This window comes from Rhodococcus sp. KRD197 (genome assembly GCF_017168235.1).
Taxonomy (GTDB): domain Bacteria; phylum Actinomycetota; class Actinomycetes; order Mycobacteriales; family Mycobacteriaceae; genus Rhodococcoides.
Genome location: NZ_JABFAO010000011.1, coordinates 178697 through 204660, shown reverse-complemented (window position 1 = coordinate 204660; position 25964 = coordinate 178697). Strand labels below are relative to the sequence as shown.

Sequence of the window (25964 nt, the reverse complement as noted above, 5' to 3'; positions counted from 1 at the left end):
AGCCGGCGGTTCGGCCCTCACGGGAGAAATCCCATGAGGGCCGGACGGTCCGGATGGTCCCATCGCACCAGGAGATCGGGTCGGGTGTCCGCGTTCGAGTAGTACTCGACGAGCGGATCTATCGTCCACTGCTGGTCGGTCGGGGTCCGGCGACGTAGAGCACCCACGCTGAGTGACAGGTGCACGGTGACGGCGGCATTGCCGATACGTCCGAGCAGGGTGGGACCGGCGACTATCAGCACTTGATCCGGGGCTGCCACCTCGAGTCGTGCACGCGCGGATCGGTCGCTCGACTCGTCCCACAGTCTTGGTAGAAAGCTGCCGCGCCCGCCCGGCAGCATCGGCGCGAGCACTTCCCGGCCGAGCGCATCGAAATCGAACCAGCTCGTTCGATAGGACAGCTCGTCCGTTCGTGAATACTCGAACCGCAACGATGCCGGTCGGACGAAGTCGTGGAGATCGATCACCTCGCACGCCCGCGCGCCGGAGCGGATGCGATCGCGGACCCGACCCGCGAATTCCACGGGAGCGGCAGCGTCGGCCCCATCGATGACGACGAGCGTGCGCTCGCCGAGAGGAATGCGGGCGATGATCGTCTCGACGAGAAGGTCGGGAAAGATCGGTGTGGCAACCGTCGGATCGTCGTCGGACACTCGACCATCCTGCCCGGCGCGGCGCTTGTTAGCCTTCACCGGCACTGACGAGAAAGGTGAACAATGGCCAGTATCGAGGATATTCTCGAGCTAGAGCGCATAGAGAACGACATCTTTCGCGGTCGGACTTTCCCCAGCATGCTGCACCGCACGTTCGGTGGGCAGGTTGCGGGACAGGCACTGGTCTCGGCGGTGAACACAGTGGGCGAGGACTACCGCGTCCATTCCCTGCACGGCTACTTCATCCGCCCCGGGAACCCGAACGAGCCCACCGTCTACATGGTCGAACGCATTCGCGACGGGCGCTCCTTTTGTACCAGGCGGGTCACCGGCATTCAGGACGGCAAGGCCATCTTCACGATGTCGGCGTCGTTTCACGTCGACGACGAGGGGATATCGCATCAGGACACGATGCCGCGCGTGGTGGAGCCGGAAAGCCTCCCCGACCCGCGTGATCTCCCGGGCTTCGACAATTCCTTCTACGAGGAGTGGAAGGAATGGGACATCCGCAAGATTCCCGACGAGCAGACCGAGAAGCATTCCAGTCTCGCGGCGCAGCAACGTGTGTGGTTTCGCTACCGTGACCGGTTGCCCGACAGTCAGGTCTTCCACGTCTGCACCCTGGCCTACATGTCGGACATGACACTCATCGGTTCGGCCAAAGTGCCTCATCCTGATGTGGTGACGCAGACCGCGTCGCTCGACCATGCATTGTGGTTTCTGCGACCGTTCCGCGCCGACGAGTGGCTGCTCTACGACCAGACCTCGCCTTCGGCCGACTTCGGCAGGGCTCTGGCGCAGGGCAGGATCTTCGATCGACAGGGTCGCATGGTCGCCGCCGTCGTACAGGAGGGACTCATGCGCTTCGAGCGAGACCGGACGCGGACCGTCACCGATCCGTTCGCCCCCAAGTGAGTGTTCCGCGGATCGGCGTTCTCGCGCTTCAGGGCGATGTGCGCGAGCACCTGGCGGCGTTGGAGGCCTGCGGCGCCTCGGGCACGACGGTTCGGCGGCCCGCTGAGCTCGACGAGGTGGACGGTCTGATCATTCCGGGTGGCGAATCGACCACGATGAGCACTCTGCTGTCCGTCTTCGAGCTGCTGACCCCACTGCGGACGCGACTACGCGACGGGATGCCGGCCTACGGTTCGTGCGCCGGCATGATTCTTCTCGCAAGTGAAGTGCTCGACACCCGTCCGGATGCGCAACATCTCGACGGACTCGACATCACCGTCCGCCGCAACGCCTTCGGTCGGCAGGTCGACTCCTTCGAAACGGATCTTCAGTTCGCCGGCATCGACGGCGATCCGGTCCGCGCGGTATTCATCCGTGCACCTTGGGTGCAACGAGTCGGTCCCGGGGTCGAGGTTCTCGCCTCGGTTCCCGACGGCCCCGCGGCCGGTCGCGTCGTGGCGGTGAAAGAGGGGTCGGTGATGGCAACGAGCTTCCACCCCGAGGTCACCGGAGACAATCGGGTGCACAAGAGGTTCGTGGACCTGGTGCGTTCGACCTAGCAACTGCGCTGTCCTCGTCGGACAGCGGCGCGGCCGCGCGTAAACTATGAACACTCGACTTCCGTACGAAAGGGGCGCTATCGCATGAGCGGCCACTCCAAATGGGCCACCACCAAGCACAAGAAGGCGGTGGTCGATGCCCGACGCGGCAAATCGTTCGCCAAACTCGTCAAGAACATCGAGGTGGCGGCTCGCACCGGTGGTGGTGATCCAGTCGGAAACCCGACGTTGTACGACGCCATTCAGAAGGCCAAGAAGACGTCGGTGCCCAATGACAACATCGAGCGCGCACGTAAACGCGGTGCCGGTGAAGAAGCGGGTGGCGCCGACTGGCAGACCATCATGTACGAGGGGTACGGGCCCAACGGCGTCGCCGTGCTCATCGAGTGCCTCACCGACAACCGCAACCGAGCTGCCGGCGAGGTTCGCGTCGCGATGACCCGCAACGGCGGCAACATGGCAGACCCGGGTTCGGTGTCGTACCTGTTCTCGCGCAAGGGACTCGTCACGCTCGAGAAGAACGGCCAGAGCGAGGACGATGTCCTGATGGCCGTGCTCGACGCCGGGGCCGAGGAGATCACCGACAACGGTGACACCTTCGAGATCGTCAGTGAGCCGACCGACCTGGTCGCAGTGCGTTCGGCACTGCAGGAGGCCGGTATCGACTACGACTCGGCCGAGGCCAGTTTTCAAGCGTCGGTCAGTGTCCCGGTCGACGCCGACGGCGCACGCAAGGTGTTCAAGCTGATCGACGCCCTCGAAGAGAGCGACGACGTGCAGAACGTCTACTCGAATGTCGAACTATCCGACGAGGTGCTCGCCGAGCTCGACGAGGAGTGACTTCGCCTTCGGGTGTCGCACACCGGTAGTTCCCCCGTCCTCCGCTACGCTATCGAACAACAGTTCGTAGGGTGAAAGGTGTCGACGTGGTCGTGCTCGGGGTCGTAGAGGTGGCAGTGTGCGAGTGATGGGCGTCGACCCCGGGCTGACCCGTTGCGGTCTGAGCCTCATCGAAGGTGGAGCCGGTCGCAGCGTCGTCGCGCTCGACGTCGATGTGGTGCGCACTCCGGCCGACATGGACTTGGCTCAGCGACTGTTGCTCATATCCGAAGCTGCCGAGTACTGGCTCGACACTCACAAGCCGAGTGTTGTTGCGATCGAAAGGGTGTTCGCACAGCACAACGTGCGCACCGCGATGGGTACTGCTCAAGCCGGCGGGGTCATTGCACTGGCGGCCGCCCGGCGCGGTGTGAACGTGTGCTTCCACACGCCGAGTGAAGTCAAAGCCGCTGTGACCGGAAACGGAAGCGCGGACAAGGCCCAGGTCACGGCAATGGTGATGCGCATTCTCGGGTTGCAAACGGCTCCGACACCCGCAGACGCCGCGGATGCTCTCGCGTTGGGTATCTGTCACTGCTGGCGGGCGCCGATGATCGCCCGGATGGCACAGGCAGAAGCGATGGCCGCGGAGCAGAAGCGCAAGTACGAGACCCGCTTGGCGGAGCAGCGAAAAGCGCGGGCAGCCGAGACGCGCTCGGTCACGGCGAAGAAGCTCGCGCGGGTCGCGAGAGAGGCAGGCACCCGTTGATTGCGTCGATACGCGGTGAAGTGCTGGAAATCGCACTCGATCACGCGGTGCTGGAAGCGTCCGGTGTGGGCTACCGCGTCAATGCCACTCCCTCGACGCTCGGCACGCTCAGCCGCGGCGCGGAGTCGCGTCTGTTGACGACCATGATCGTCCGCGAGGACTCCATGACGCTCTACGGCTTCGAGGACAGCGAGTCGAGAGACCTGTTCTCGCTGTTGCTGACCGTCTCGGGTGTCGGACCTCGTATCGCGATGGCCACTCTCGCTGTCCTGGACCCGGTTTCGCTTCGAACTGCGTTGGCAGATGGCAACATCACCGCATTGACGCGGGTCCCGGGCATCGGCAAGCGGGGCGCCGAGCGGATGGTGGTGGAACTCCGAGACAAGGTCGACGCCATCGTGGGCGGCGCCTCCGGAGCGGCGATTCCGTCCGGATCGGGTACCGGCAACACGATCCGCGACCAGATAGTCGAAGCACTGACCGGTCTCGGCTTCGCATCGAAACAGGCCGAGGATGCCACGGACTCCGTACTCGCCGCCCAGCCGGATGCGTCGACGTCGGCGGCGCTTCGGTCCGCTCTGGCTTATCTGGGCAAGTCCAGATGAGCGCCGACTCCAACGGGATCGAACCCGACCACGAGGATGCACACGTCACGGCGGATTCGTACGTCACGGCGCGTTCACATGTCACGGCCGGGGTCACCGCCGATGATGCCGATGTCGAGACCAGCCTTCGGCCGAAGTCGCTGGCCGAGTTCATCGGGCAACCCCGTGTACGCGAACAGTTGCAGCTCGTGCTGACCGGCGCCAAGCTGCGCGGCAGCACACCGGACCACATCCTGATGTCCGGCCCACCCGGGCTCGGCAAGACATCGATGGCAATGATCATCGCGCAGGAACTCAACACTTCGCTTCGGTTGACGTCGGGGCCGGCACTCGAACGAGCCGGGGATCTCGCGGCGATGCTCAGCAACCTCGTCGAGGGCGACGTGCTGTTCATCGACGAGATTCACCGCATCGCGCGACCCGCGGAGGAGATGCTCTACCTCGCGATGGAGGACTTCCGCGTCGACGTGGTCGTCGGAAAGGGTCCGGGCGCGACGTCCATCCCCCTCGAAGTGGCGCCCTTCACCCTCGTCGGTGCCACCACCCGGTCGGGTGCGTTGACAGGCCCGTTGCGGGACCGATTCGGATTCGTCGCACACATGGACTTCTACGAGCCCGCGGAACTGGAGAAGATCCTGCTTCGCTCCGCAGGAATCCTTGGGGTCCCCATCGATCAAGCCGGTTGCGCCGAAATCGCGGGACGATCGCGTGGCACGCCACGCATCGCCAACCGGCTGCTTCGTCGCGTCCGTGACTATGCCGAGGTACGCGGTGACGGCACCGTCACCAAGAAGACCGCGCAAGAGGCGCTCGTGGTTTACGACGTCGATCAACTCGGACTCGACCGCCTCGACCGGGCGGTGCTGAGCGCGTTGGTTCGCAGCTTCGGTGGGGGACCGGTCGGAGTCTCGACCCTGGCCGTTGCCGTCGGCGAGGAACCAGCGACCGTCGAGGAAGTGTGTGAGCCCTTCCTCGTCCGAGCCGGGATGGTTGCCCGTACCCCGCGGGGGCGAGTTGCCACCGCGGCCGCGTGGCGGCACCTGGGCCTGGTACCGCCACCGGACCTCGCCATCGGTGGCATTTCCGTCCGAACCAACGAGGCTCAGCAGCAGTTATTCGAATAATTCGCTGATAATCCACGGGAGCGGGACAAGCGACCGCCGAGGTAATGGCACACTGGGTCGCACACGTGGCGCAAGATTGACCGCCGAACCGATCGACAACCGACTCTTGACGAGGACTGACGTAAAAGATGGAACTGCTATTTCCGCTGCTGATCGTAGCTTTGCTCGTACCTATGTTCCTCAATGTTCGGAAGCAGAAAAAGGTGCTCGCCGCCACGCAGGCGCTTCAGGACTCGCTGAAGGTCGGTGACGAGGTGGTCACCACCGCCGGGCTGTATGCCCGCGTCGTACTCGTCGAGGAAGACAGTGTCGACCTCGAGATCGCCGACGGCGTGATCACCACCTGGTCGCGCGCAGTCGTGCGTGAGGTTCTGCCTCCGGAGTCGGAGGACGAATTCGCGGCGCCCGACGATCTCTCCGGAATCGAGGGTGCAACACCGTCGCTGGAGAAGAACACCTCACTCGAGAAGAACCAGCCGTCGGTACCCGCCGACGAAACCGTCGAGCAGAGCGCGCGCCGTCTCGACAAGGAGTGACTCAGCGATGATCGCAGCCGCTGTCGGACCGGATCCGGCAGCGGTTTCGCATGCCGGGGCCTCGGCGTCCGTTTCGTCCTGATATCGGCCGACAAAGCCGCTTCTCGACGTGCGAACAGGTCCGGGAGAAACGTCGCTCGTTCTTTCTAGAACTGTCCAGAGGAGAAACACACACCGTGGCACCTTCAAGCGGATCGGTGCATCCATCCCGCTATCTCGCCGTCTTCGGGGTGATGATGGCCGTCGTCTACTTGCTGGTCTTCTTCACCGGAGATCGGTCGCCGACACCCAAGCTCGGAATCGACTTGGAAGGCGGCACCCGGGTCACCCTGACGGCGCGCACGCCGGACGGCAGTGCGCCGAACCAGGAGAGCCTGCAGCAGGCACAGGAGATCATCTCCACGCGCGTCGACGGACTCGGTGTGGCCGGATCCGAGGTGATCGTCGACGGCGACAACCTCGTGATCACCGTGCCGGGTAACGACGGCGCGCAGGCACGCACCCTCGGGCAGACCGCGCGTCTGTTCATCCGCCCGGTCATTCAGGCAACCCAGCCCGCAGCCGGTGCGCCCGCGATCGATCCTGCGACCGGAGAAAGCGAAGCCGGAACCGAGCAGGAGCCTCCCGCGGAGGCCCCGGCCACGGACGCGCCCGCGGGCGATGCAGTGCCGCAGAGTCGGCCGTTCCCCGCCCAGGACCCCAGCGCCGTCGACCAAGCTCCTTCGGAACCGTCCGCTACACCGGCTCCGACGCCGGGTACCGCCGGTGACGAGGAGACGGTTCGCACCGATGCCCAGATCACGGCCGACCGGATCGCCGAAGCGAAGGAACTGCGTCAGAGCGAGGATCCGCAGGTGCAGCAAGCTGCGCTCGCGACGATCGACTGCAACGAGCCGGACCCACTGCAGGGCAACGACGACCCGGACCTACCGCTGGTTGCATGCTCGACCGACGGAGCGGCCGTGTACCTCCTCGCTCCGAGCATCATCGACGGTCAGCAGATCACGGATGCAAGTTCGGGATTCAACACTCAGCAGGCTCGTCACGAGGTGAGCCTGAGCTTCGATTCCGAGGGCAGCACCACGTGGGCGCAATTCACCGGCGCCAACATCGGTAGTCAGGCCGCGTTCACTCTCGACTCGAAGGTCGTCAGCGCGCCGCAGATCCAGGGGGCGACACCGGCAGGCAGTGCGACCTCCATCACCGGGCAGTTCACCGCACAGGGAGCCACCGAGCTCGCCAACACGCTCAAGTACGGATCCCTGCCGCTCTCGTTCGCCGCGTCCGAGGCCCAGACGGTCTCGGCGACGCTCGGGCTGGCCTCGCTGGAGGCCGGTCTGCTGGCCGGTGCCGTCGGGTTGTTGCTGGTGCTCCTCTACTGCCTCGCCTACTACCGTGCACTCGGTTTCCTGACCGCGCTGTCGCTCGTTCTGGCGGGAGCGATGGTCTACGGCCTACTCGTGTTGCTCGGTCGCTGGATCAACTTCACACTCGATCTCGCCGGCATCGCCGGTCTGATCATCGGTATCGGTATGACTGCCGACTCGTTCGTCGTGTTCTTCGAGCGCATCAAGGACGAGATGAGGGAGGGTCGGAGCTTCAGATCTGCCGTCCCACGAGGATGGACGCGTGCGCGGAAGACGATTCTGTCCGGAAACGCAGTCAGCTTCATCGCTGCAGCGGTGCTCTACACGCTGGCGGTGGGGCAGGTTCAAGGGTTCGCATTCACGCTAGGGCTGACCACCATCCTCGACGTCGTCGTCGTATTCCTGGTGACCTGGCCGTTGGTGCACCTTGCATCGAAGTCGAAGTTCTGGTCCAAGCCCGAGGTCAACGGTCTGGGCGCCGTCGCGCAGATTGCGTACGAACGAAAGCGCGCCGCAGCCGGCAAGGCCGCAGCACCCGCGCCGATCAAGGGGGCCTGAGATGACCGACACTCCACAAGACTCCGCTGGTGCGGCACCCAACGCCACGCTGCTCGACTCAGGCGTCGACCAGAATGCCCAACCCAACAGAAGCTTCTTGAGCCGGCTGTACACCGGAACCGGGGCGTTCGATGTGGTCGGCCGACGCAAGTTCTACTACCTGTTGACGGGCGCGATCGTACTGATCTGCTTGCTGAGCATGGTCTTCCGTGGATTCACCCTAGGGATCGACTTCGAGGGCGGAACTCAGATTCAAGTTCCCGCGAGCGACGGTATTACCACCGAGCAGGTCGAAACGGTCTTCACCGACACTCTCGGCTTCGGTCCGGAACAGGTACAAACCGTCGGTTCCGGTGCCGGTGCCACCGTCCAGGTTCGATCCGAGGCCCTCGACGCAGGCCAGACCGACGAGGTTCGGACCGCACTGTTCGTCGAGCTACAACCGGTGGACAACACCGGAACGGCGACACCCAATGCCATCAGCTTCTCCGATGTCAGTGAGACCTGGGGCGGACAGATCACCCAGAAAGCTCTCATCGCGCTGGTCGTCTTTCTCGTGATAGTCAGCATCTACATCGCTATTCGCTACGAGCGCGATATGGCCCTTGCTGCTCTGGCGGCCCTGTTCTTCGATCTCCTCGTCACCGCGGGCATCTATTCCCTGGTCGGGTTCGAGGTGACGCCGGCGACGGTGATCGGTTTGCTCACCATTCTCGGGTTCTCGCTCTACGATTCCGTTGTGGTGTTCGACAAGGTCGAGGAGAACACCCGGGGCGTGCTGCACCTCAACAGGAGGACGTATGCGGAGCAGGCGAACTTGGCAGTGAATCAGACTCTGATGCGCTCGATCAACACCACCGTCATCGGTATCCTGCCTGTCCTTGCCCTGATGGTGATCGCGGTGTGGATGCTCGGCGTCGGGACCCTCAAAGATCTGGCACTCGTGCAGTTGGTCGGCATCATCGTCGGTGCGTACTCCTCGATCTTCTTCGCGACGCCTCTGCTCGTCTCCATCAAGGAGAAGTGGGGCCCGGTGGCCGCGCACACGAAGAAGGTGCACGGTAAGCGCGCTGAAGCGGCCGAACGTGCCAGGTCCGGCAAGTTGGTCGGCGCCGGAGTTCGCGTCGACACCGTCCCTGCCGAGCCCGCGCCCGTGACGCCCAGGGTGGGTGCGAGACCGACGGGGAAGCGCGGCAAGAACAGGCGGTGATGAACGTGTCGTCCGGACTCACCCGAACCGGGGCAGCAGCAGTGGCGGCCGCCGTTGCCGCCGGTGCCCTCGCCGGTTGTACCTCGGCAGAGGACAAGGTGCCGTCGATCGGGTACGCCATCGACAACACCGTCGGTACCTACAACGCGAACACCGTCGACGGCGCGGCCTCTGGAGCGCGGCAAGCGTTCCCGCGGGTCCAGACCGGATTCAGCTATCTGGGACCCGAGGGTAAATCGTTGGCGGACAACGATATCGGCGGAGTATCGACAGTTCCGGCCGACGTTCTGACAGTGGCGTACACGATCGCCCCACAGGCCGTGTATTCCGACGGTGTGCCGATGACGTGCGACGATCTCGTGCTCACCTGGGCTGCCAACAGCGGCCGGTTCGTCGAGGAGGACGACGTTCCACTGTTCGACGCGGCATCGAGTGCTGGTTACGCCGATATCGAACGGGTCGACTGCGCGCCGGGCAGCAAGACCGCGACCGTCGTGTACGAGCCCGGTCGGTCCTACCAGGAGTGGCGCAGCCTGTTCGGCGCCACCGAACTGTTGCCGTCGCACGTCGTCGCACAAGCAGCCGGCATACCGAATGTGGTCGACCCGATCCTCTCGGGAGATATCGACTCCGTCCGGGCCATCGCGCAGTTCTGGAACACCGGTTGGACTCTGACACCCGGTGCGATCGACACGGCGCTGCTGCCGTCGAACGGGCCGTACCGGGTCGATTCGTACACGCAGGACGGTGGTCTGGTGCTGGTGGCCAACGAGAAGTGGTGGGGCATCGCACCCGAGACCGAACGAGTCGTCGTGTGGCCGAAGGGAACCGAACTGCAGGCCAAAGTCGATGCAGGCGACATGCAGGTGGTCGACTCCGGTGCCGGCGGCGACCTGCCGGCCGAGGGCTTCGGCCGTACCGACTTCCCGTCGCACGGCGTCGAACAACTGACTTTCGCTACTACTGGCGCACTCGGCTCGGCATCGGCACGGCGTGCCCTGGCGCTGTGCACCCCGCGCGAGCAATTGTTCGACGATGTGGGTCATCCAGGGTTCGAGCGCGCTACCGGGATCGGCTCCGGCGTGATCGACTCGCGACTGATGCAGCCGAATAGCTTGCTGTACGGGCCCGTTGCCGCGGTGGCCGACGGCGGCTATCGGCAGCCGGACACGGCGGCATCGACGGACGCTCTCGAAGGCGAAACGGTAGCGGTCCGCATCGGCTACCTTGCGCCGGATCCGAGACGTGCTCGCATCGTGGCAGACCTCGCAGCAGCGTGCGCTCCCGCCGGAATCACCGTCGAAGATGTCGGTTCGACGACATTTGCGCCGTCGGCGCTGCGTGCCGGTGTGGTCGATGCTGTTCTCGGTTCGACGGCGACGGCGAGCGAAGCTGCGCGGTACAGCCTGCACAGCGACAACGGCAGCAATGTCGGGGGCTACACGAACAACAGGGTCGACGAGATCGTCGACCAACTGGCAGTCGAACAGGTGGACGGCACCGCGCTGGCGATCGCCACCGAGGGCGAGCGGATTCTCTGGAACGAGATGCCGACTCTGCCGCTGTTCAATCAGCCCCGCACGGTTGCCGCTTCGGACGGGCTGAGCAACGTGGTGGTCAACGCGACCACCTCGGGTGTGGGCTGGAACATGGATCGGTGGATACTTCACCAGTGAGCGCAGACAGTCCGACCCGACCGGACCCGGCCGCCGAGGCCGCAGTCAACATCGACCGACTGGTGCGCTGGGCGGACGACTTCCCGGTAAAGGGTGTGCGTTTCGCGGATCTGACGCCGGTGTTCGCGGACGCGCGGGGTTTGTCGAGCATCATCGACGCCTTGGCTGCATCACACAACGGCGCCGATCTCGTCGCAGGTATCGATGCCAGGGGCTTCCTTCTCGGGGCAGGAGTCGCGCTCGCACTCGATTCGGGTGTGCTGGCCGTACGCAAAGCAGGCAAGCTTCCGCCTCCTGTCGTATCGCAGAGCTATCAGCTCGAATACGGTTCGGCTGAGCTCGAGATCCCCGAGAACATCGACGTAGCGGGGAGAAAGGTCCTCGTCGTCGACGACGTGCTCGCCACCGGGGGCACCATCGCGGCGACCGTCGAACTGCTCCGCTCCCGTGGTGCAGACGTGGTAGCGGCCGCTGTAGTCCTCGAGATTTCGGCTCTGGGCGGGAGAAGTCGATGTGCCGGGTACCCGCTCGCCTGCCTTCGGCAGGTATGAAGACTAAAATCGAAACATGCTGTGGTCGTGATCAGCATGTGAGCGGTCAGAGAACTCACGGCGAACACGAGGACAGTCAACGCGGCAGGAGGCGATCGCAATGACCCGTTCCGTCGACGAAGGTGTGCCCGACCAGCCCCTGCCCGAACAAGCTGAGCCCTCGCCGGAAGGGGGTTTGTCGGCCGCCTCGCCTGCTGAGCCCCCGTTGGTACTCGGCCGCGGCGCGACGCCCACGGTGCCGACGTCGGCATCGAGACGCGTGCGCGCGCGGCTGGCGCGCAGGATCACCGCCGGCCGGAACGCCACCGTCAAGCCGGTACTCGAACCGCTCGTCAGCTTGCACCGTGAGCTGTTTCCCAAGGCGGACCTGGCGTTGCTGCAGCGTGCCTACGATGTTGCCGACGAGCGTCACGCGAGTCAGATGCGTAAATCGGGCGACCCGTACATCACGCACCCACTCGCCGTGGCCAATATTCTCGCCGAGCTCGGGATGGACACCACCACCCTCGTCGCGGCCCTGCTACACGACACCGTCGAGGACACCGGGTATTCGCTGGTCCAACTCACCGACGAGTTCGGGGAGGAGGTGGCGCATCTGGTCGACGGCGTCACCAAATTGGACAAGGTCGTTCTCGGTACGGCTGCCGAGGGCGAAACCATCCGCAAGATGATCATCGCGATGGCCCGGGATCCTCGAGTGCTGGTGATCAAGGTCGCCGACCGCCTGCACAACATGCGCACCATGCGCTTCCTGCCACCGGAGAAGCAGGCACGCAAGGCGAAGGAAACCCTCGAGGTCATCGCTCCGCTTGCGCACCGACTCGGTATGGCTACGGTCAAGTGGGAGTTGGAGGACCTGGCGTTCGCGATTCTGCACCCGAAGAAGTACGACGAGATCGTACGTTTGGTTGCCGACCGCGCCCCGTCCCGCGATACCTATCTCGAAAAAGTCAGAGCCGAGATCAATTCTTCGCTCTCGGCCTCGCGGATCAGCGCAGTGGTCGAAGGTCGCCCCAAGCACTACTGGTCGATCTACCAGAAGATGATCGTCAAAGGACGCGACTTCGACGACATTCACGATCTCGTCGGGGTGCGAATCCTGTGTGACGAGATTCGCGACTGCTATGCCGCTGTAGGCGTCGTTCACTCGTTGTGGCAGCCGATGGCGGGGCGGTTCAAGGACTACATCGCACAGCCTCGCTACGGGGTCTATCAATCACTGCACACCACGGTCGTCGGGCCTGAGGGCAAGCCCCTGGAAGTCCAGATCCGCACCCGTGACATGCACCGCACCGCGGAGTTCGGCATCGCCGCGCACTGGCGGTACAAGGAGACGCGCGGAAAGCACGGCAGCGACAACGCCGAGGTCGACGATATGGCGTGGATGCGCCAGCTCCTGGACTGGCAGCGTGAAGCCGCGGATCCGGGCGAATTCCTCGAATCTCTACGGTACGACCTCGCGGTCAAAGAGATCTTCGTCTTCACACCCAAGGGCGACGTGGTGACGTTGCCGGCGGGTTCGTGTCCCGTCGACTTCGCCTACGCCGTTCACACCGAGGTCGGCCACCGCTGTATCGGCGCCCGCGTCAACGGCCGCCTCGTCGCCCTCGAGCGAAAGCTGGACAACGGTGAGGTAGTCGAGGTCTTCACCTCGAAAGCAGTCACCGCGGGGCCCAGCCGTGACTGGCAGGGGTTTGTCGCGTCACCGCGCGCGAAGACCAAGATCCGCCAGTGGTTCGCCAAGGAACGCCGTGAAGAGGCGCTCGAGGCCGGCAAGGATGCGATTGCCAAGGAAGTCCGCCGCGGCGGACTCCCTCTGCAGCGATTGATGAACGCCGAGTCGATGTCGACCATCGCCCACGAGCTCCGCTACGTCGATGTCTCAGCGCTCTACACAGCGGTCGGGGAGAGCCATGTCTCTGCCCAGCACGTGGTGCAGAGATTGGTCGCTCACCTGGGCGGCGTCGGAGACGTGGAGGAGGAACTCGCAGAGCGGGCGACTCCGTCGACCATCCCGACGCGACCACGTCAGGTCGGCGACGCCGGAGTGTTGGTATCGGGAACCGAAGGTGTCGTGGCCAAGTTGGCGAAGTGCTGTACACCGGTACCCGGCGACGACATTCTCGGGTTCGTCACACGAGGCGGTTCGGTCAGCGTGCACCGGACCGACTGCACCAACGCGAAGTCACTCGGCGAGCAGTCCGAACGGTTCATCGACGTCGAGTGGGCACCGTCTGCGTCCTCGGTCTTTCTGGTGGCGATTCAGATCGAGGCACTCGATCGGCACCGGCTGTTGTCCGATGTCACCAAGGCTTTGGCGGACGAGAAGGTCAACATTCTCTCGGCCTCGGTCGCAACGTCGGGGGACCGGGTTGCCATCAGCAAGTTCACCTTCGAGATGGGCGACCCGAAGCACCTGGGGCACGTCCTCAATGTCGTACGCAACGTCGAAGGTGTCTACGACGTGTATCGGCTGACCTCGGCGGCCTGAGGGCGGCTCCGCCGCATGTGAGTGGTTTTACATAGCGGGCTATGTAAAACCACTCACATGCGCGAAGTGCCTTATGCGGTGACGGTCTCGAGTATCACGTCATCGATCGGCGCGCCGTCGCTCGCTCCGCCGGACACACCGGCTTCGGCAATCGAGTCGAGCGTGGCCAACCCCTCCTCGGAGATGGTGCCGAAGACGGTGTACTGAGGCGGCAGCACCGAATCGGCGTAGACCAGGAAGAACTGGCTGCCATTGGTACCGGGTCCGGCGTTCGCCATGGCCACGGTGCCGCGCGGGTACACCACGGGCATGGACAGCGCCGGATCCTCCGGCGCGAACGCGGTCGTGGGGTACTCGTTCGCGTACTCGTACCCCGGCCCGCGACTACCCGTGCCGGACGGATCTCCGCACTGGAGAACCTCCAGCCCGGCGCTCGTGGTCAAACGATGACACGGGGTGTCATCGAAGTATCCCTGCGAAGCCAACGACGTGAAGCTGTTCACGGTGCACGGCGCTTCGGTTCGGTCGAGAGTGAGCCCGATCGGTCCCTGGTTCGTCGCGACGGCGACATCGACGATTCCTTCGGTAGGCACCTCGGTGGTCGCCGGCGGCACGTTCTCCTTCACAGCCGGCGACGATTCCGGGTAGCTGCACGTGGTCGTCTGTGCCAACGCCGCCGGAACCGGGGGAAGCACTCCGAATCGAGTCATGTCCAACGGCATCTGCGTGGTGCTGGCGGGAGCGGACGTCGAGGATTGCGCGCTGCTGGTCGTCGCATCCGGCGAGTCGGTGGAGCCGGAGGAGCAGCCCACGAGTACAAGTGCCGCCGCGCCGACAGCCGCCCACAGCACCGAAGGCCGCGTCACAGGTCGCTCACGAGGCTGGTGATCTCGACCGGCTCAGCGGGGGCACCGTCGGAGGCGCCACCTTCGACGCCTGCTGCTGCAATCTGGTCCAGGGTCTGCAGTCCTGTCTCGTCGATGCTGCCGAACACGGTGTATGCGGGCGGGAGTGTCGAGTCGCCGTAGACCAGGAAGAACTGGCTGCCGTTGGTTCCCGCGCCGGCGTTCGCCATGGCCACCGTGCCGCGCGGATAGGTGATCGGGTCATCTGCCGCGGAGTCACCGTCGGCGAACTGATCCGCTGGGAACTCGTCGTCGAACTGATAACCCGGGCCACCCGCGCCGGTTCCTGCTGGATCACCGCACTGCAGAACCTGCAGGGCGCCCCCGGTGGTGAGGCGATGGCACGTGGTGCCGTCGAAGTAGCCCTGGTTGGCCAACGAGACAAAGCTGTTCACAGTGCAGGGAGACTGTGGGTTGTTCAGCGTCAGACCGATGTTGCCCTGGGTCGTCTCCATGCTGTAGCTCAGAGTTTCCTCGCTCGTGGGCACACCCTCTGCGCGCGGAGGAGTGTTCTCCTTCGCGGCGGGCTGCGGAGCAGTGGGATACGCACAATCGACGGTCTCGGGGAGCGCCTCAGCGCGGCCTTCGGCGATGAGCGTGTCGCCGCTCGTCGCGCTCGAGGTGGCATCGGCAGCCGTCGTGTCGGCATCGTCGCTGCCCCGGGTGAGCGCGACCGCGACGGCAACTGCACCTACGACGACCAGGACGCCGACAATCGATCCGGCGATCGTCAGTTGCTTACGCTTCTTCGCACGTTCGGCGCGACGTTCGAGCTGTCGCTCGAGCTTTCTCTTGGCTGCTTCGCGCCGCTGCTCGTTGCTGGGCAATTGACGTGTCCTCCTGCTAGTCCTCGATCGAGAAGTGTCCTCGATTCGGCACCATCCGAGACCGAACCGACCGTGAGTGAGTGTGCCATCACATCCTGAGAACATTCTGGTCGGGCACTGGCGACGTGCAGGTGAACACCATGCAACTACGCTGGGTCCGACCTGCCCTCACCCCAAAACAGGAGCTGCTGCCGTGCTCGTCACCGGATTCCCGGCGGGAATGTTCCAGACCAACTGCTACGTCATCGCGCACGACGATGCCCGTGAGTGCGTCGTAGTCGATCCCGGCCAGGACGCAGCCGAACCACTCATGCGCTTTCTGGACGAATCGAACATCACGCCCGTTGCGATTCTGCTCACACACGGCCACCTCGATCACACGTGGTCGGTCGAACCGTTGTGTCGGACTTTCGACATTCCGGCATACATTCACACCGAAGACCGCTACATGCTCTCGGATCCGCTTCGAGGAACCGGGCCGACGCTGGCAGCACTGCTGGGAGACGCTGAGTTCTCCGAGCCGGACGAGGTACGCGGTCTCGACGACGGTGTGCCCCTCGAACTGGCAGGGATTCCCTTCGGAGTCCTCCACACTCCCGGGCACACGCAGGGGTCGGTGGTGTTCACCATCGAGATGGATGGACCCAACGGTGACACTGTCCGCGTCGCACTCACCGGTGACACGCTGTTCGCCGGCTCGATCGGTCGCACGGATCTCCCCGGAGGCGACCACGAGCAGCTCCTGCAATCCATCGCACATTCGTTGCTGCCGATGAGCGATGACACGGTGATCCTGCCCGGGCACGGCGGCCAGAGTTCGATCGGTTCCGAACGCACCGCCAATCCCTTTCTCGTTGGACTGTCGGTACCCGGACAAGGAAAGCTGTGACCGTGAGCAAGCCGACCAGTTTTTCTGCGCCCAAGGGCATCCCCGACTACTTTCCGCCGAACTCTGCGGAGTTCGTCGCCGTGCGCGAGGGCTTGCTCGGCGCCGCCCGCAACGCCGGATACGGCCACATCGAACTACCGATCTTCGAGGACACCGGGCTGTTCGCCCGTGGCGTCGGGGAATCGACCGACGTCGTGAGCAAGGAGATGTACACGTTCGCAGATCGGGGCGATCGCTCGGTGACGTTGCGTCCCGAGGGCACCGCCGGCGTCATGCGTGCAGTCATCGAACATGGGCTCGATCGCGGGGCGCTGCCGGTGAAACTTGCCTACGCCGGCCCGTTCTTTCGCTACGAGCGTCCTCAGGCCGGACGATATCGACAGCTGCAACAAGTAGGCATCGAGGCCATCGGCATCGATGATCCCGCGCTCGACGCAGAAGTGGTAGCCGTTGCCGACACCGGCTTTCGGAGCCTCGGACTGAGCGATTTCCGTCTCGAGATCACGTCGCTCGGTGATGACACGTGCCGACCGCAGTACCGCGAGAAGCTTCAGAGCTTCCTTTTCGGTTTGCCGCTGGATGCGGACACCCGAAAGCGTGCCGAGATCAACCCGCTCCGCGTACTCGACGACAAGCGACCCGAGGTACGTGAGATGACCGCGGATGCACCGCTCATGCTCGACCACCTCTCGGACACGGCCAAGGCCCACTTCGAGGAAGTCCTTTGTCACCTCGATGCACTCGGCGTGCCGTATGTCGTCAATCCGCGCATGGTGCGCGGGCTCGACTACTACACCAAGACGACCTTCGAGTTCGTCCACGACGGCCTCGGTGCACAGTCCGGTATCGGCGGCGGGGGTCGCTACGACGGGCTCATGGCGCAACTGGGAGGGCAGGAGCTTTCGGGTATCGGATTCGGCCTCGGCGTCGATCGCACGATGCTCGCACTCGCCGCAGAGGGCAAGTCGGCTGCTTCGACGGCACGCTGTGACGTATTCGGTGTACCGCTCGGCGCCGAAGCGAAAGCGCGAATCGTCACTATTGCAGGTCAGTTGCGGGGCAAGGGAATCAGCGTGGATATGGCTTACGGCAACCGCGGAGTCAAGGGTGCGATGAAGGCGGCGGACCGCTCGGGCGCTCGATACGCCCTGGTGCTCGGCGACCAGGAGTTGGCGGCGGGCACAGTGGTATTGAAGGAACTTGCCACGGGGGAGCAGCGCGAAGTACCGCTCACCGAGGTGCTTGCACAGGTGGAGGCCGGCATTGCCAAGTGAGGGAACGTCCGTCGCACTGGATCTGATTCCCGTCGATGTCGTCGCGCCGCGCCTGAAGAAGTTCGCGGTCGGCTCGATTGTGGTGGGGGTTCTCCTCGCTGTGATTGCGAGCTTCTTTCTCCCGGTCGTCGTGGCAGTGGTTCTCGGGCTCGTGGTCGCAGTGCCTACCGCGGGCTCGGCGTGGGTGGGCATCAGGCGCCGCATCTGGCTCGCGGACAACGTTGTTCACATTCGTGGCGGGTTTCGCACGAAGCGATTGGTAGTTCCCGACGTGGTGACCGCCGAGCTTCAGGTTCGGGTTGCCCGGATCGATCAGGTGTCGCTGCGGCTCTACGACGGCAAGACCCGCGCCACTATTGCGCTGGCGCTCTACACCGGCGGGGGAGGACGGGAATTGCCGATTCTTGCGCTCCGCTCACTCGCAGACGCGCTGTGGACCACAGAACTCGTCCCTGCTGCCGCGATCGCCTCGGTGCTGGTCGATCAACTCAAAGCGGAAGCCAGAGACGCGGGTCTGAGCGAACGTCCGCTGCATCGAGCGGTCGAACTGGTTCGTGACGCCGGCCGAACGCCCATCGCTACCTTGACCGACCGGGAAGTCGTCGAGTTGACGAGCTGAACGCTCAGGTCACGAGGAAGGCGTCGAGAACGATGGAATCGACCGAGCGTGATCCGGACGTGACGACCAATGCGCGGTTGAGGTAGGTGAACTGCGGTACGGCGGTCGAGATGTCGAGCGTGCCGCGGAAGTAGTAGGTCGCTGGATCCACTTCCTCGGTGCCGCCCAGGGACTCGATGACCTCGGCCGGGCCGAACTGAAATACGCGATGTGCGAGCGAAAGATAACCGCCGTCAGCCAGTTCGAGGACGAGTTCGGTGCTCAGTTCGGTGCATCCGTCGGCCCGCGTCGTCGCAACGATCGACGACGAACCCGCCAAGGTGCCCTCGATATCCGGACCGGGTGCTGCCCCGCCCAGGATGGGTGTCACGACGCGTTCGCCCGCCGGTACCGCTCCGAGATCGATCGGGACGCCCAAGCTGAGTCCGAGCCGGAGTATCGGCTCGAGGGTGGGCGCGATGGGTGCAGTCACGTGCAGAACGCTCCTTGTTGGTGTGAGGTCGGTGGGTGGATCCGATGGTACGGCGTCCTCCGGCTCCCGAGTCGACCTTGACACGCCCTAGAACACATGTTCGACTATGTGCATGCGATGGGCCGGTCAGACACTCGACGCCGCAGACGAGGGCGCGTTGCCCGGTCTCGGGCGTGCCGGGCTCGTTCGCAGCGTACAGACACCCGAGTTCGAGGGAATCACGTTCCACGAGGTGCTGTGCAAGAGTGCACTCAACAAGGTGCAGGGGGACAACTCGCTACCGTTCACCTGGACGATCAATCCGTCCAGGGGATGCTCGCATGCCTGCCGATACTGCTTCGCCCGCCCCACTCACGAGTATTTGGATCTCGACTCGGGCAACGACTTCGACTCGCAGATCGTTGTGAAGACCAACATCGCTGCGGTGCTGCGTAAGGAGTTGGCGCGACGTTCCTGGAAGCGCGAGATGGTGGCTCTGGGTACCAGCACCGACCCTTATCAGCGTGCCGAGGGTCGCTACCGGCTGATGCCCGGAATCATCAGGGCACTCACGGAATCCGGCACACCGTTCTCGATCTTGACGAAGGGCACTCTGCTCCGACGCGACCTGCCTTTGCTGACGCTGGCCGCCGGTGAGGTCGATGTCCGGATAAGTGTCAGCCTCGCGATGGCTGATCCCGAACTGCAGCGACAGCTGGAACCCGGAACCCCCAGCCCGCGTGCGCGGCTCGATCTCATCCGAGCGATCCGTGACGCAGGCCTACCGTGTGGGGTAATGGTGGCGCCGGTAATCCCGTTCGTCACCGACGGCGCGCGGCAACTCGACGGCCTGTTCGAGGCGCTGGCCGAGGCGGGTGCGTCCTCGGTGACGACGCTCCCGATGCATCTACGCTCCTCGACCAAGGACTGGTTCATGTCGTGGTTGGCGACGAACCATCCAGCCCTGGTTCGCCGTTATCGGCAGTTGTACGGCGATGGCGCGTATGTGACGCCGGAGTACACAGCATGGCTTCGCCGGCGTATCGACCCGCTGCTGGAACGGCATGGATTCGCCGCCGAGCAGGCGGGGCCGGTCGAAGATATCCTGGCCTCCCCGTCCGATGTGCCGGCGGACTCGTTTGCGGCACCGACGAATCGCACTCCCGCGTTGACGCTGTTCTAGATCGCCTCGGTCAGCGGGTGAGCGCCGCGGGATTGTTCAGATCGACTGCGGCGAAAGTGTCGCACGCCGACACCGAGCCCGTTCGATAGCCGGTGAGAAACCATGATTGCCGCTGCGCCGACGATCCGTGGGTCCAACCCTCAGGGTTGACCTGCCCGGTGGTCGACTGCTGAATCCGATCGTCGCCCACCGACGCGGCAGCAGAGAGGGCGTCGTCGACATCGGCGTCGGAGAGCGGGTCGAGGAACGGAACACCGGTCTCTTCCGCGGGGATCTGCGTCGCGAAATGCGCCCATATCCCGGCGTAGCAGTCGGCCTGCAGTTCGACACGAACGCCCCCGGACTCGGGTCCCTGTGGATCGGATTGTGCGCGTCCGATGTCGCCGAGTTGGTTCTGGATGTGATGCCCGACTTCGTGAGCCACCACGTATTCCTGGGCGAGCGGTCCGCCGCTGGAGCCGAACTGATCGACGAGAACTCGGAAGAAGCTGGTGTCGAAATACGCAGTCGCGTCGGCCGGGCAGTAGAAGGGGCCGACGGCGCTGGTAGCGCTGCCGCAACCGGTGAAGGTCGAGTCGGTGAAGATGTTCACGGCCGGACGCACGTAGGCGACTCCCGTCTGCGCCGCCAGTTGCGACTGCCAGACGGTGTCCAGACTCGACACGGTGAATCCGATTCGACAGTCGACCTTCGAGTTCGCATCCTCCTCGGTCTCGCATCCTTCGAGGGTGCCCGCCTCACCGGACCCGCCCTGCGAGGAACCGTCGACACCGCCCAGCTGGCTCAGAAGTTCGCCGGGGTCGCCGCCGAGCAGTAGTGCGACGACCAAGACGACGACACCGCCGATGCCGCCCAGTGCGACCTTCCCGCCCCGGCCTCCACCGCTGCCACCTACGGACACCCGCCCGCGTTCCATGCGTGAGCCTCTGCTGAACGTCATCGATCGAGTCCCTCTCGACGGTGCCCCGCAACGCGGGTACGACCTGAAATACCGCTGTCGGGCACCAGCTTCGCACGGCTGGTGGTATCGCGTTTCCGGTACCGATGTCGCGCTCCGTAGGATCGGTGACCGACGAACACCTATTTTCGGCTTTTCGCGAAAGGAAACCCGTGCTGCGCACCCACCTCGCCGGATCACTTCGATCCGAGCACGTCGACCGAACAGTCACCCTGACGGGTTGGGTTGCGCGCCGACGCGATCACGGCGGTGTCATCTTCATCGATCTCCGCGACGCTTCAGGGGTCGCCCAGGTCGTATTCCGCGCCGGCGATGTCGCGGAGAAGGCGCACCGGCTCCGCGCCGAGTACGTGGTGAAGGTGACCGGCACCGTCGAGCAGCGCCCCGACGGCAATCAGAACTACGAGATCCCGACGGGCGCCGTCGAGGTCGACGCCTCCGACATCGAAGTGCTTTCGGAGAGCGCTCCGCTGCCGTTCCAGCTAGATGACCAACCGGGAGAGGAAGCTCGGCTCAAGTACCGCTACCTCGACCTGCGGCGAGAAGGACCCGGCCATGCCATCCGACTGCGCTCGCATGTCAACGCGGCCGCCCGCGGTGTCCTCGCGCACCACGAATTCATCGAGGTGGAAACGCCGACGCTGACACGTTCGACGCCCGAGGGGGCTCGCGACTTCCTCGTGCCGGCCAGATTGCAGCCCGGCAGCTTCTACGCACTGCCGCAGAGCCCGCAGCTGTTCAAGCAGCTGCTGATGGTCGGCGGTATCGAGCGGTACTACCAAATTGCTCGGTGCTACCGCGACGAGGATTTCCGCGCCGACCGCCAGCCCGAGTTCACTCAGCTGGACGTGGAGATGAGCTTCGTCACGCAGGACGATGTCATGCTGCTCGCCGAGGAGATTCTGGCCGCGCTGTGGAAGCTCGTCGGGCACGAGTTCACCACGTCCATACCGCGGATCACATACGCGGATTCGATGCGGCGTTACGGGTCGGACAAGCCGGACCTACGTTTCGAGATCGAACTGGTCGAATGCACCGACTTCTTCGCCGACACGACTTTCCGGGTGTTCCAAGCGCCCTACGTCGGTGCTGTGGTGATGCCGGGTGGGGCCTCGCAGCCGCGCAAGCAACTCGACAAGTGGCAGGAGTTCGCCAAGCAGCGCGGCCACAAGGGACTCGCGTATGTTCTCGTCGCCGAGGACGGCACGCTGGGTGGTCCGGTTGCGAAGAACCTCACCGACGCCGAGCGTGACGGGATCGCAGCGCACGTCGGCGCGAAGCCGGGTGACGCGATCTTCTTCTCGGCTGGTGCAGTCAAGACCTCTCGCGCCCTGCTCGGTGCCGTGCGTGGCGAGATCGCCCGCAAGCTCGACCTGATCGATCCGAAGGCGTGGGCTTTCGTGTGGGTCGTCGACGCCCCGCTGTTCGAGCCGACGTCCGACGCGACCGCCAGCGGCGACGTTGCAGTCGGATCGGGTGCGTGGACGGCTGTACATCACGCGTTCACATCACCGAAGCCGGAGTCGATGGAAACATTCGACACCGATCCCGGATCGGCACTCGCCTACGCCTACGACATCGTCTGCAACGGCAACGAGATCGGCGGGGGCAGTATCCGCATCCACCGCAAGGACATTCAGCAACGAGTGTTCGCGGTAATGGGGATCGACGAAGCAGAGGCTCAGGAGAAGTTCGGCTTCCTGCTCGACGCTTTCAGTTACGGCGCACCCCCGCATGGTGGGATCGCTTTCGGATGGGATCGAATCACCGCTCTTCTCGCCGGTGTCGATTCCATCCGCGAGGTCATCGCGTTCCCGAAGTCCGGTGGCGGTGTCGACCCATTGACAGACGCTCCGGCGCCGATCACGCCATTGCAGCGCAAGGAATCCGGCATCGACGCGAAGCCGGAGAAGACGGACGCGAAGCCAGAGACGGACGCGAAGCCGGAGACGGACGCGAAGCCGGAGAAGCCAGACGCCGAACCGGCCTAACAGCCGCCGACCCCGTGACCGTGAGGCCCCTCGAGCATCGACATGCTCGAGGGGCCTCACCTTGTTGTGCGCGGCCGTGATCTCGTGCGCGAGAGCGACTCAGGGGGCAGTCGAGACGGTCCCGCCGGTCAGTACTCGATACGCGTAGGTCGTGGCGATCATCGTGACCGGCACCGTGAGAATCAGACCCAGTCCGCACAACAGCGCCCCGCCGAGGTTGAGGGCCACGAGGGTCATGAAGAGCAACGCCAGCGGCCCGGGACTCGAGGCGAGCAAACGTAGGTTCGCAGCGACCGCACCTATCGCTGACGTGCCCCGGTCGAGCAGGAACTGAAGCACGAACCAGATGGCGATGCCGAAAATGAAGCTCACGAAGATCCCGATGATGGGATGTAGGGCGCCGTTCAGAACGGCGTTGAGGACCGAGGCGACGACTGCGAACACCGTCAGATTCCCCACGTTCGGCAGGCGCCAGAACGACCCGAAGGAGGGTGTCGCACCGTCCAGTTCGAGCAAGGATCCTCGAACGAGGAGCGCGGAGGCGAAGTATCCGATGATGCCTGCCACCGAAGTGCCGACGATCATTCCGGCAGAGAGACCGTTCTCGACGAATGTGGCGTCGTAGGACGGGTCGTCGTAGGCCCCCGAGGCTGTCAGGTTGTTGAACGTCACGACGAACAGTGCCACGTAGAAGACGAGCAGGATCGCCGCGAACAGTCCCATGAAGGCAAGCCAGGTGCCGATGTTCGCTACGAATTTCTTCCAGCCGTACGAGATCGCTTCCCCTACCCGGAGAGTCGCGGGCTGAATGTACGTCGGCTGCGGGCTGTGGCCCCACTGATTGCCCATCGGGGGGTACTGCCCCGGCGGGTACTGATTCGGTGGGTACTGGTTGGGCGGGAATTGGTTGTGCGGGTACTGATTCGGCGGGTACTGGCCCGAATACGGGCCGGGCTCGTACGGTTGGTTCTCGGGTCGATCGTATTGTGGATCGTGGCCGCCGCCCCCGGTCGGTTGGTCGTTCACCATGTCCCTTTCATTCGAAGTGGATCGTGCGTCGATGGACGCAGATCGCCCCGAAACCATACGACGTCCGGGTGACAATTCGATACCGGAAAGTACCGTTTCAGAGTCTGCACGCGCATCGGCCCCGAATCCGATACTTGGATTCGGGGCCGATGTCGTGTGACGCGCGCGTCAGACAGGCGCGTTGCGCGTGGTGATCCGGTAGGCATAGGTGGAGGCGATAATCGTGACCGGAATGGTCACGAGAAGCCCTACCAAGCAGGCGATGAGGCCGAGTACGTTGATGCCGAAAAGGGCGAGCGCCAGCAGGAACAGCGGGCCGGCATTGGCGGAAATCGCCTTGAAGCTGGACTTGATCGCAGTGATCGCATCCTCGTTTCGGTCGATAACGAACTGAAGCGTCCACCACGTCAGGAATGCGAGCACGATTCCCGGGATGATCAAGAGCACGAAACCGATTCCGACCATGATGCCGACAAGGATGCTGGCGATGATGATCGAAGCGACGTTTCCGAACTGAAAGAACGAGCCGATCGCCGGCTTGTTTCCGTCGATTTCGTGGAGAGCGCCTCTGATCAGAGCGGCATTGATCAGGTAGCCGACCACCGCGGTGACCAACGAGCCGAGGATCCTCCAGGCACTGAATGAGTCGGAGAAGTCCGAGGAAGTGTCGAATCCACCGAACACGAAACTGAGCACGATCTGGATGACGCCGGCGATGAGAACGATGCCGACCCATACGCCCGCGTTGTTCTTGAAGGTGTTCCATCCGTACGAGATGGCGTCACCGACATTCAGGGTCGGCGGTAGGCCTGCCCCGTAACCGCCGCCGTAGTTTCCGGGCTGTGGTGGGTAGTTGCCGGGAGGCGGAGGATAGTTGCCGGGAGGCGGTGTGTAGTTGCCACCCGGTGGTGGGTAGTTGCCGGGAGGCGGTGGGTAGTTGCCACCCGGTGGTGGGTAGTTGCCGGGAGGCGGAGGGTTGGTGCCACTCGGCGGTGGGTAGTTGCCGGGCGGATTCTGTGGGTACTGAGGGTTCTGTGGGTACTGAGGATTTTGTGGGTACTGGGGATTCTGGGGCTGGTTCGGATCGGGACCATCTTGCGGACCGTCCGGTGGGTTCACGCTCACGATGCCTCTTCTCGTCGGTGGTGCGCCTCGTGCACTTGAGAGGATTGTGCACGCATGGAGCGCGTCGGGCACGTCTATCGATGGTGAATTCTCGGGTGAGAACGCGAAAACGGACCGTCGACGGTGTCGACGGTCCGTCCTCTGTCCGCTTTGTCGAGCGTGGTGCTCGCTTTGGCTAGGTCGTGACGACCTGTGTTCCACCAGCGATCTCGTCGTGCTTTCCCTGCTTGGTCGGGCTGGAATTGATCGTGACGGCGATAACGATGTACGCGACGATCACGAGCAGACCACCGAGTAGCGGCACGATGTTGAGCAGCATGAACGCGTTGCGCTTGGCGGCCTCGGCCTGTGTCGGGTTGCCGCCTGCGGCGCCGAGGGTACGAAGACCGAGAATCTGCTTGCCGAACGTCTGTCCGCGCGAGGATTCGAAGTACACGAAGTACGCGAACCCGAGCACAGCCGTCGCCAGCCCGAAAATGACCTGGCCGACGAACCCGTCCGGGGCGATCGCCCAGATGATGGCCGAGACGATTGCGATGATGACGCCGTCGATCAGGCGAGCCAGGAAGCGCATGCCCAAGCTACCCGGCTGCACGCCGCCGGGTAGCTGTGATCCCATCCCGTACCCGGCGTTGCCCGAGACGGGTGGCGGCGGGTAGTTGCCCGGGGGCGGGTAGTTTCCGGGCGGTGGGTAGTTGCCGGCGGGATTCTGCGGATATTGCGGCTCGTTCGGGTCGGCGCCGTATTGCGGTCCGTTGGGTGGGTTCACACTCACGAAAATCCCCTTGACTGACTTTGTTGGGCTTGCTGGTGGACGTCTGTAGATTTCGTCGCCGAGCG

The 25964-nt window shown here is 64.2% G+C and carries 25 protein-coding genes; 17 read left to right on the top strand and 8 right to left on the bottom strand.

The window, feature by feature from the left end:
- Nucleotides 1-17 precede the first annotated feature (17 nt).
- Nucleotides 18-692 (bottom strand): hypothetical protein, encoded by a 675-nt coding sequence (locus J1M86_RS16705; protein ID WP_241260178.1) that lies wholly within the window; start codon nucleotides 690-692, stop codon nucleotides 18-20.
- Nucleotides 693-716: 24 nt separating this feature from the next.
- Here J1M86_RS16705 and J1M86_RS16700 point away from each other — a divergent pair, with 24 nt between their 5' ends.
- The 12 genes from J1M86_RS16700 to J1M86_RS16645 all read left to right on the top strand — a co-directional run bounded on the left by J1M86_RS16700 (nucleotide 717) and on the right by J1M86_RS16645 (nucleotide 13873).
- Nucleotides 717-1568 (top strand): acyl-CoA thioesterase II, encoded by an 852-nt coding sequence (locus tag J1M86_RS16700; RefSeq protein WP_075838638.1) that lies wholly within the window; start codon nucleotides 717-719, stop codon nucleotides 1566-1568.
- Nucleotides 1565-2167: a pyridoxal 5'-phosphate synthase glutaminase subunit PdxT gene (pdxT, locus tag J1M86_RS16695; RefSeq protein WP_206510703.1), complete on the top strand. Its 603-nt coding sequence runs from the start codon at nucleotides 1565-1567 to the stop codon at nucleotides 2165-2167. Before J1M86_RS16700 ends, pdxT begins: the two co-directional genes overlap by 4 nt.
- 84 nt (nucleotides 2168-2251) lie before the next feature.
- The gene (locus J1M86_RS16690; RefSeq protein ID WP_075838639.1) at nucleotides 2252-3007 is read left to right on the top strand and encodes a YebC/PmpR family DNA-binding transcriptional regulator; all 756 of its coding nucleotides are present in this window, start codon (nucleotides 2252-2254) and stop codon (nucleotides 3005-3007) included.
- Nucleotides 3008-3125: 118 nt separating this feature from the next.
- On the top strand, nucleotides 3126-3755 hold the full coding sequence (gene ruvC, locus J1M86_RS16685; protein WP_075838640.1) for a crossover junction endodeoxyribonuclease RuvC: 630 nt from the start codon (nucleotides 3126-3128) through the stop codon (nucleotides 3753-3755).
- Complete coding sequence (gene ruvA, locus J1M86_RS16680; RefSeq protein ID WP_075838641.1) at nucleotides 3752-4360, top strand: Holliday junction branch migration protein RuvA; 609 nt, start codon at nucleotides 3752-3754, stop codon at nucleotides 4358-4360. The genes ruvC and ruvA overlap by 4 nt, the downstream gene beginning before the upstream one ends.
- Nucleotides 4357-5484 carry a Holliday junction branch migration DNA helicase RuvB gene (gene ruvB, locus J1M86_RS16675; RefSeq protein WP_241260176.1) on the top strand — a complete coding sequence of 376 codons (1128 nt, stop codon included), beginning with the start codon at nucleotides 4357-4359 and terminating at the stop codon, nucleotides 5482-5484. The genes ruvA and ruvB overlap by 4 nt, the downstream gene beginning before the upstream one ends.
- A gap of 128 nt (nucleotides 5485-5612) precedes the next feature.
- Nucleotides 5613-6020 (top strand): preprotein translocase subunit YajC, encoded by a 408-nt coding sequence (yajC, locus tag J1M86_RS16670; protein ID WP_075838642.1) that lies wholly within the window; start codon nucleotides 5613-5615, stop codon nucleotides 6018-6020.
- Nucleotides 6021-6196: 176 nt separating this feature from the next.
- Nucleotides 6197-7945: a protein translocase subunit SecD gene (gene secD, locus J1M86_RS16665; protein ID WP_206510702.1), complete on the top strand. Its 1749-nt coding sequence runs from the start codon at nucleotides 6197-6199 to the stop codon at nucleotides 7943-7945.
- 1 nt (nucleotide 7946) lies between these two features.
- Entirely contained in the window at nucleotides 7947-9155 is a 1209-nt protein-coding gene (gene secF, locus J1M86_RS16660; protein ID WP_206510701.1) for a protein translocase subunit SecF, read from the top strand.
- Nucleotides 9155-10831, top strand: coding sequence for an ABC transporter substrate-binding protein (locus J1M86_RS16655; protein ID WP_206510700.1), 1677 nt, complete (start codon nucleotides 9155-9157; stop codon nucleotides 10829-10831). The genes secF and J1M86_RS16655 overlap by 1 nt, the downstream gene beginning before the upstream one ends.
- Complete coding sequence (locus tag J1M86_RS16650) at nucleotides 10828-11382, top strand: adenine phosphoribosyltransferase (protein WP_075838645.1); 555 nt, start codon at nucleotides 10828-10830, stop codon at nucleotides 11380-11382. The genes J1M86_RS16655 and J1M86_RS16650 overlap by 4 nt, the downstream gene beginning before the upstream one ends.
- A gap of 100 nt (nucleotides 11383-11482) precedes the next feature.
- Nucleotides 11483-13873 (top strand): bifunctional (p)ppGpp synthetase/guanosine-3',5'-bis(diphosphate) 3'-pyrophosphohydrolase, encoded by a 2391-nt coding sequence (locus tag J1M86_RS16645; protein ID WP_206510699.1) that lies wholly within the window; start codon nucleotides 11483-11485, stop codon nucleotides 13871-13873.
- Between the two features lie 71 nt (nucleotides 13874-13944).
- Here J1M86_RS16645 and J1M86_RS16640 read toward each other — a convergent pair whose 3' ends face one another.
- Both J1M86_RS16640 and J1M86_RS16635 read right to left on the bottom strand, forming a co-directional pair.
- Nucleotides 13945-14739 (bottom strand): peptidylprolyl isomerase, encoded by a 795-nt coding sequence (locus J1M86_RS16640; RefSeq protein WP_206510698.1) that lies wholly within the window; start codon nucleotides 14737-14739, stop codon nucleotides 13945-13947.
- Entirely contained in the window at nucleotides 14736-15605 is an 870-nt protein-coding gene (locus J1M86_RS16635) for a peptidylprolyl isomerase (protein ID WP_206510697.1), read from the bottom strand. Before J1M86_RS16635 ends, J1M86_RS16640 begins: the two co-directional genes overlap by 4 nt.
- A 193-nt stretch (nucleotides 15606-15798) precedes the next feature.
- Between J1M86_RS16635 and J1M86_RS16630 the strand changes: the two genes are divergently transcribed.
- The 3 genes from J1M86_RS16630 to J1M86_RS16620 are packed head-to-tail and all read left to right on the top strand — an operon-like array spanning nucleotide 15799 to nucleotide 18387.
- On the top strand, nucleotides 15799-16494 hold the full coding sequence (locus J1M86_RS16630; RefSeq protein ID WP_206510696.1) for an MBL fold metallo-hydrolase: 696 nt from the start codon (nucleotides 15799-15801) through the stop codon (nucleotides 16492-16494).
- 2 nt (nucleotides 16495-16496) lie between these two features.
- Nucleotides 16497-17768 (top strand): histidine--tRNA ligase, encoded by a 1272-nt coding sequence (gene hisS / locus J1M86_RS16625; RefSeq protein ID WP_206510695.1) that lies wholly within the window; start codon nucleotides 16497-16499, stop codon nucleotides 17766-17768.
- The gene (locus J1M86_RS16620) at nucleotides 17758-18387 is read left to right on the top strand and encodes a hypothetical protein (RefSeq protein ID WP_206510694.1); all 630 of its coding nucleotides are present in this window, start codon (nucleotides 17758-17760) and stop codon (nucleotides 18385-18387) included. Before hisS ends, J1M86_RS16620 begins: the two co-directional genes overlap by 11 nt.
- A gap of 4 nt (nucleotides 18388-18391) precedes the next feature.
- Here J1M86_RS16620 and J1M86_RS16615 read toward each other — a convergent pair whose 3' ends face one another.
- Nucleotides 18392-18859: a DUF3237 family protein gene (locus tag J1M86_RS16615; RefSeq protein ID WP_075838648.1), complete on the bottom strand. Its 468-nt coding sequence runs from the start codon at nucleotides 18857-18859 to the stop codon at nucleotides 18392-18394.
- A gap of 112 nt (nucleotides 18860-18971) precedes the next feature.
- Here J1M86_RS16615 and J1M86_RS16610 point away from each other — a divergent pair, with 112 nt between their 5' ends.
- Nucleotides 18972-20021 carry an Rv2578c family radical SAM protein gene (locus J1M86_RS16610; RefSeq protein WP_206510693.1) on the top strand — a complete coding sequence of 350 codons (1050 nt, stop codon included), beginning with the start codon at nucleotides 18972-18974 and terminating at the stop codon, nucleotides 20019-20021.
- Nucleotides 20022-20031: 10 nt separating this feature from the next.
- Here J1M86_RS16610 and J1M86_RS16605 read toward each other — a convergent pair whose 3' ends face one another.
- On the bottom strand, nucleotides 20032-20961 hold the full coding sequence (locus J1M86_RS16605) for a neutral zinc metallopeptidase (RefSeq protein ID WP_206510692.1): 930 nt from the start codon (nucleotides 20959-20961) through the stop codon (nucleotides 20032-20034).
- 170 nt (nucleotides 20962-21131) lie between these two features.
- On the opposite strand from J1M86_RS16605, the gene aspS reads away from it, so the two are divergent.
- Nucleotides 21132-22970 (top strand): aspartate--tRNA ligase, encoded by a 1839-nt coding sequence (gene aspS, locus J1M86_RS16600; protein ID WP_206510691.1) that lies wholly within the window; start codon nucleotides 21132-21134, stop codon nucleotides 22968-22970.
- Between the two features lie 99 nt (nucleotides 22971-23069).
- On the opposite strand, the gene J1M86_RS16595 is transcribed toward aspS, so the two are convergent.
- The 3 genes from J1M86_RS16595 to J1M86_RS16585 all read right to left on the bottom strand — a co-directional run bounded on the left by J1M86_RS16595 (nucleotide 23070) and on the right by J1M86_RS16585 (nucleotide 25899).
- Nucleotides 23070-23999 carry a hypothetical protein gene (locus tag J1M86_RS16595; protein WP_206510690.1) on the bottom strand — a complete coding sequence of 310 codons (930 nt, stop codon included), beginning with the start codon at nucleotides 23997-23999 and terminating at the stop codon, nucleotides 23070-23072.
- Between the two features lie 168 nt (nucleotides 24000-24167).
- Nucleotides 24168-25124, bottom strand: a complete 957-nt coding sequence (locus tag J1M86_RS16590) for a hypothetical protein (protein ID WP_206510689.1) — start codon at nucleotides 25122-25124, stop codon at nucleotides 24168-24170.
- A 175-nt stretch (nucleotides 25125-25299) separates the two neighbouring features.
- Complete coding sequence (locus tag J1M86_RS16585; RefSeq protein ID WP_230556378.1) at nucleotides 25300-25899, bottom strand: RDD family protein; 600 nt, start codon at nucleotides 25897-25899, stop codon at nucleotides 25300-25302.
- Nucleotides 25900-25964: the final 65 nt, after the last annotated feature.

Excerpts from the sequence above, each read along its gene's own strand:
- J1M86_RS16700 (WP_075838638.1), top strand. The coding sequence starts at position 717 with ATGGCCAGTATCGAGGATATTCTCGAGCTAGAGCGCATAGAGAACGAC.
- J1M86_RS16690 (WP_075838639.1), top strand. The coding sequence starts at position 2,252 with ATGAGCGGCCACTCCAAATGGGCCACCACCAAGCACAAGAAGGCGGTG.
- ruvB (WP_241260176.1), top strand. The coding sequence starts at position 4,357 with ATGAGCGCCGACTCCAACGGGATCGAACCCGACCACGAGGATGCACAC.
- yajC (WP_075838642.1), top strand. The coding sequence starts at position 5,613 with ATGGAACTGCTATTTCCGCTGCTGATCGTAGCTTTGCTCGTACCTATG.
- secF (WP_206510701.1), top strand. The coding sequence starts at position 7,947 with ATGACCGACACTCCACAAGACTCCGCTGGTGCGGCACCCAACGCCACG.
- J1M86_RS16655 (WP_206510700.1), top strand. The coding sequence starts at position 9,155 with ATGAACGTGTCGTCCGGACTCACCCGAACCGGGGCAGCAGCAGTGGCG.
- J1M86_RS16645 (WP_206510699.1), top strand. The coding sequence starts at position 11,483 with ATGACCCGTTCCGTCGACGAAGGTGTGCCCGACCAGCCCCTGCCCGAA.
- J1M86_RS16610 (WP_206510693.1), top strand. The coding sequence starts at position 18,972 with ATGCGATGGGCCGGTCAGACACTCGACGCCGCAGACGAGGGCGCGTTG.
- J1M86_RS16605 (WP_206510692.1), bottom strand. The coding sequence starts at position 20,961 with ATGACGTTCAGCAGAGGCTCACGCATGGAACGCGGGCGGGTGTCCGTA.
- J1M86_RS16595 (WP_206510690.1), bottom strand. The coding sequence starts at position 23,999 with ATGGTGAACGACCAACCGACCGGGGGCGGCGGCCACGATCCACAATAC.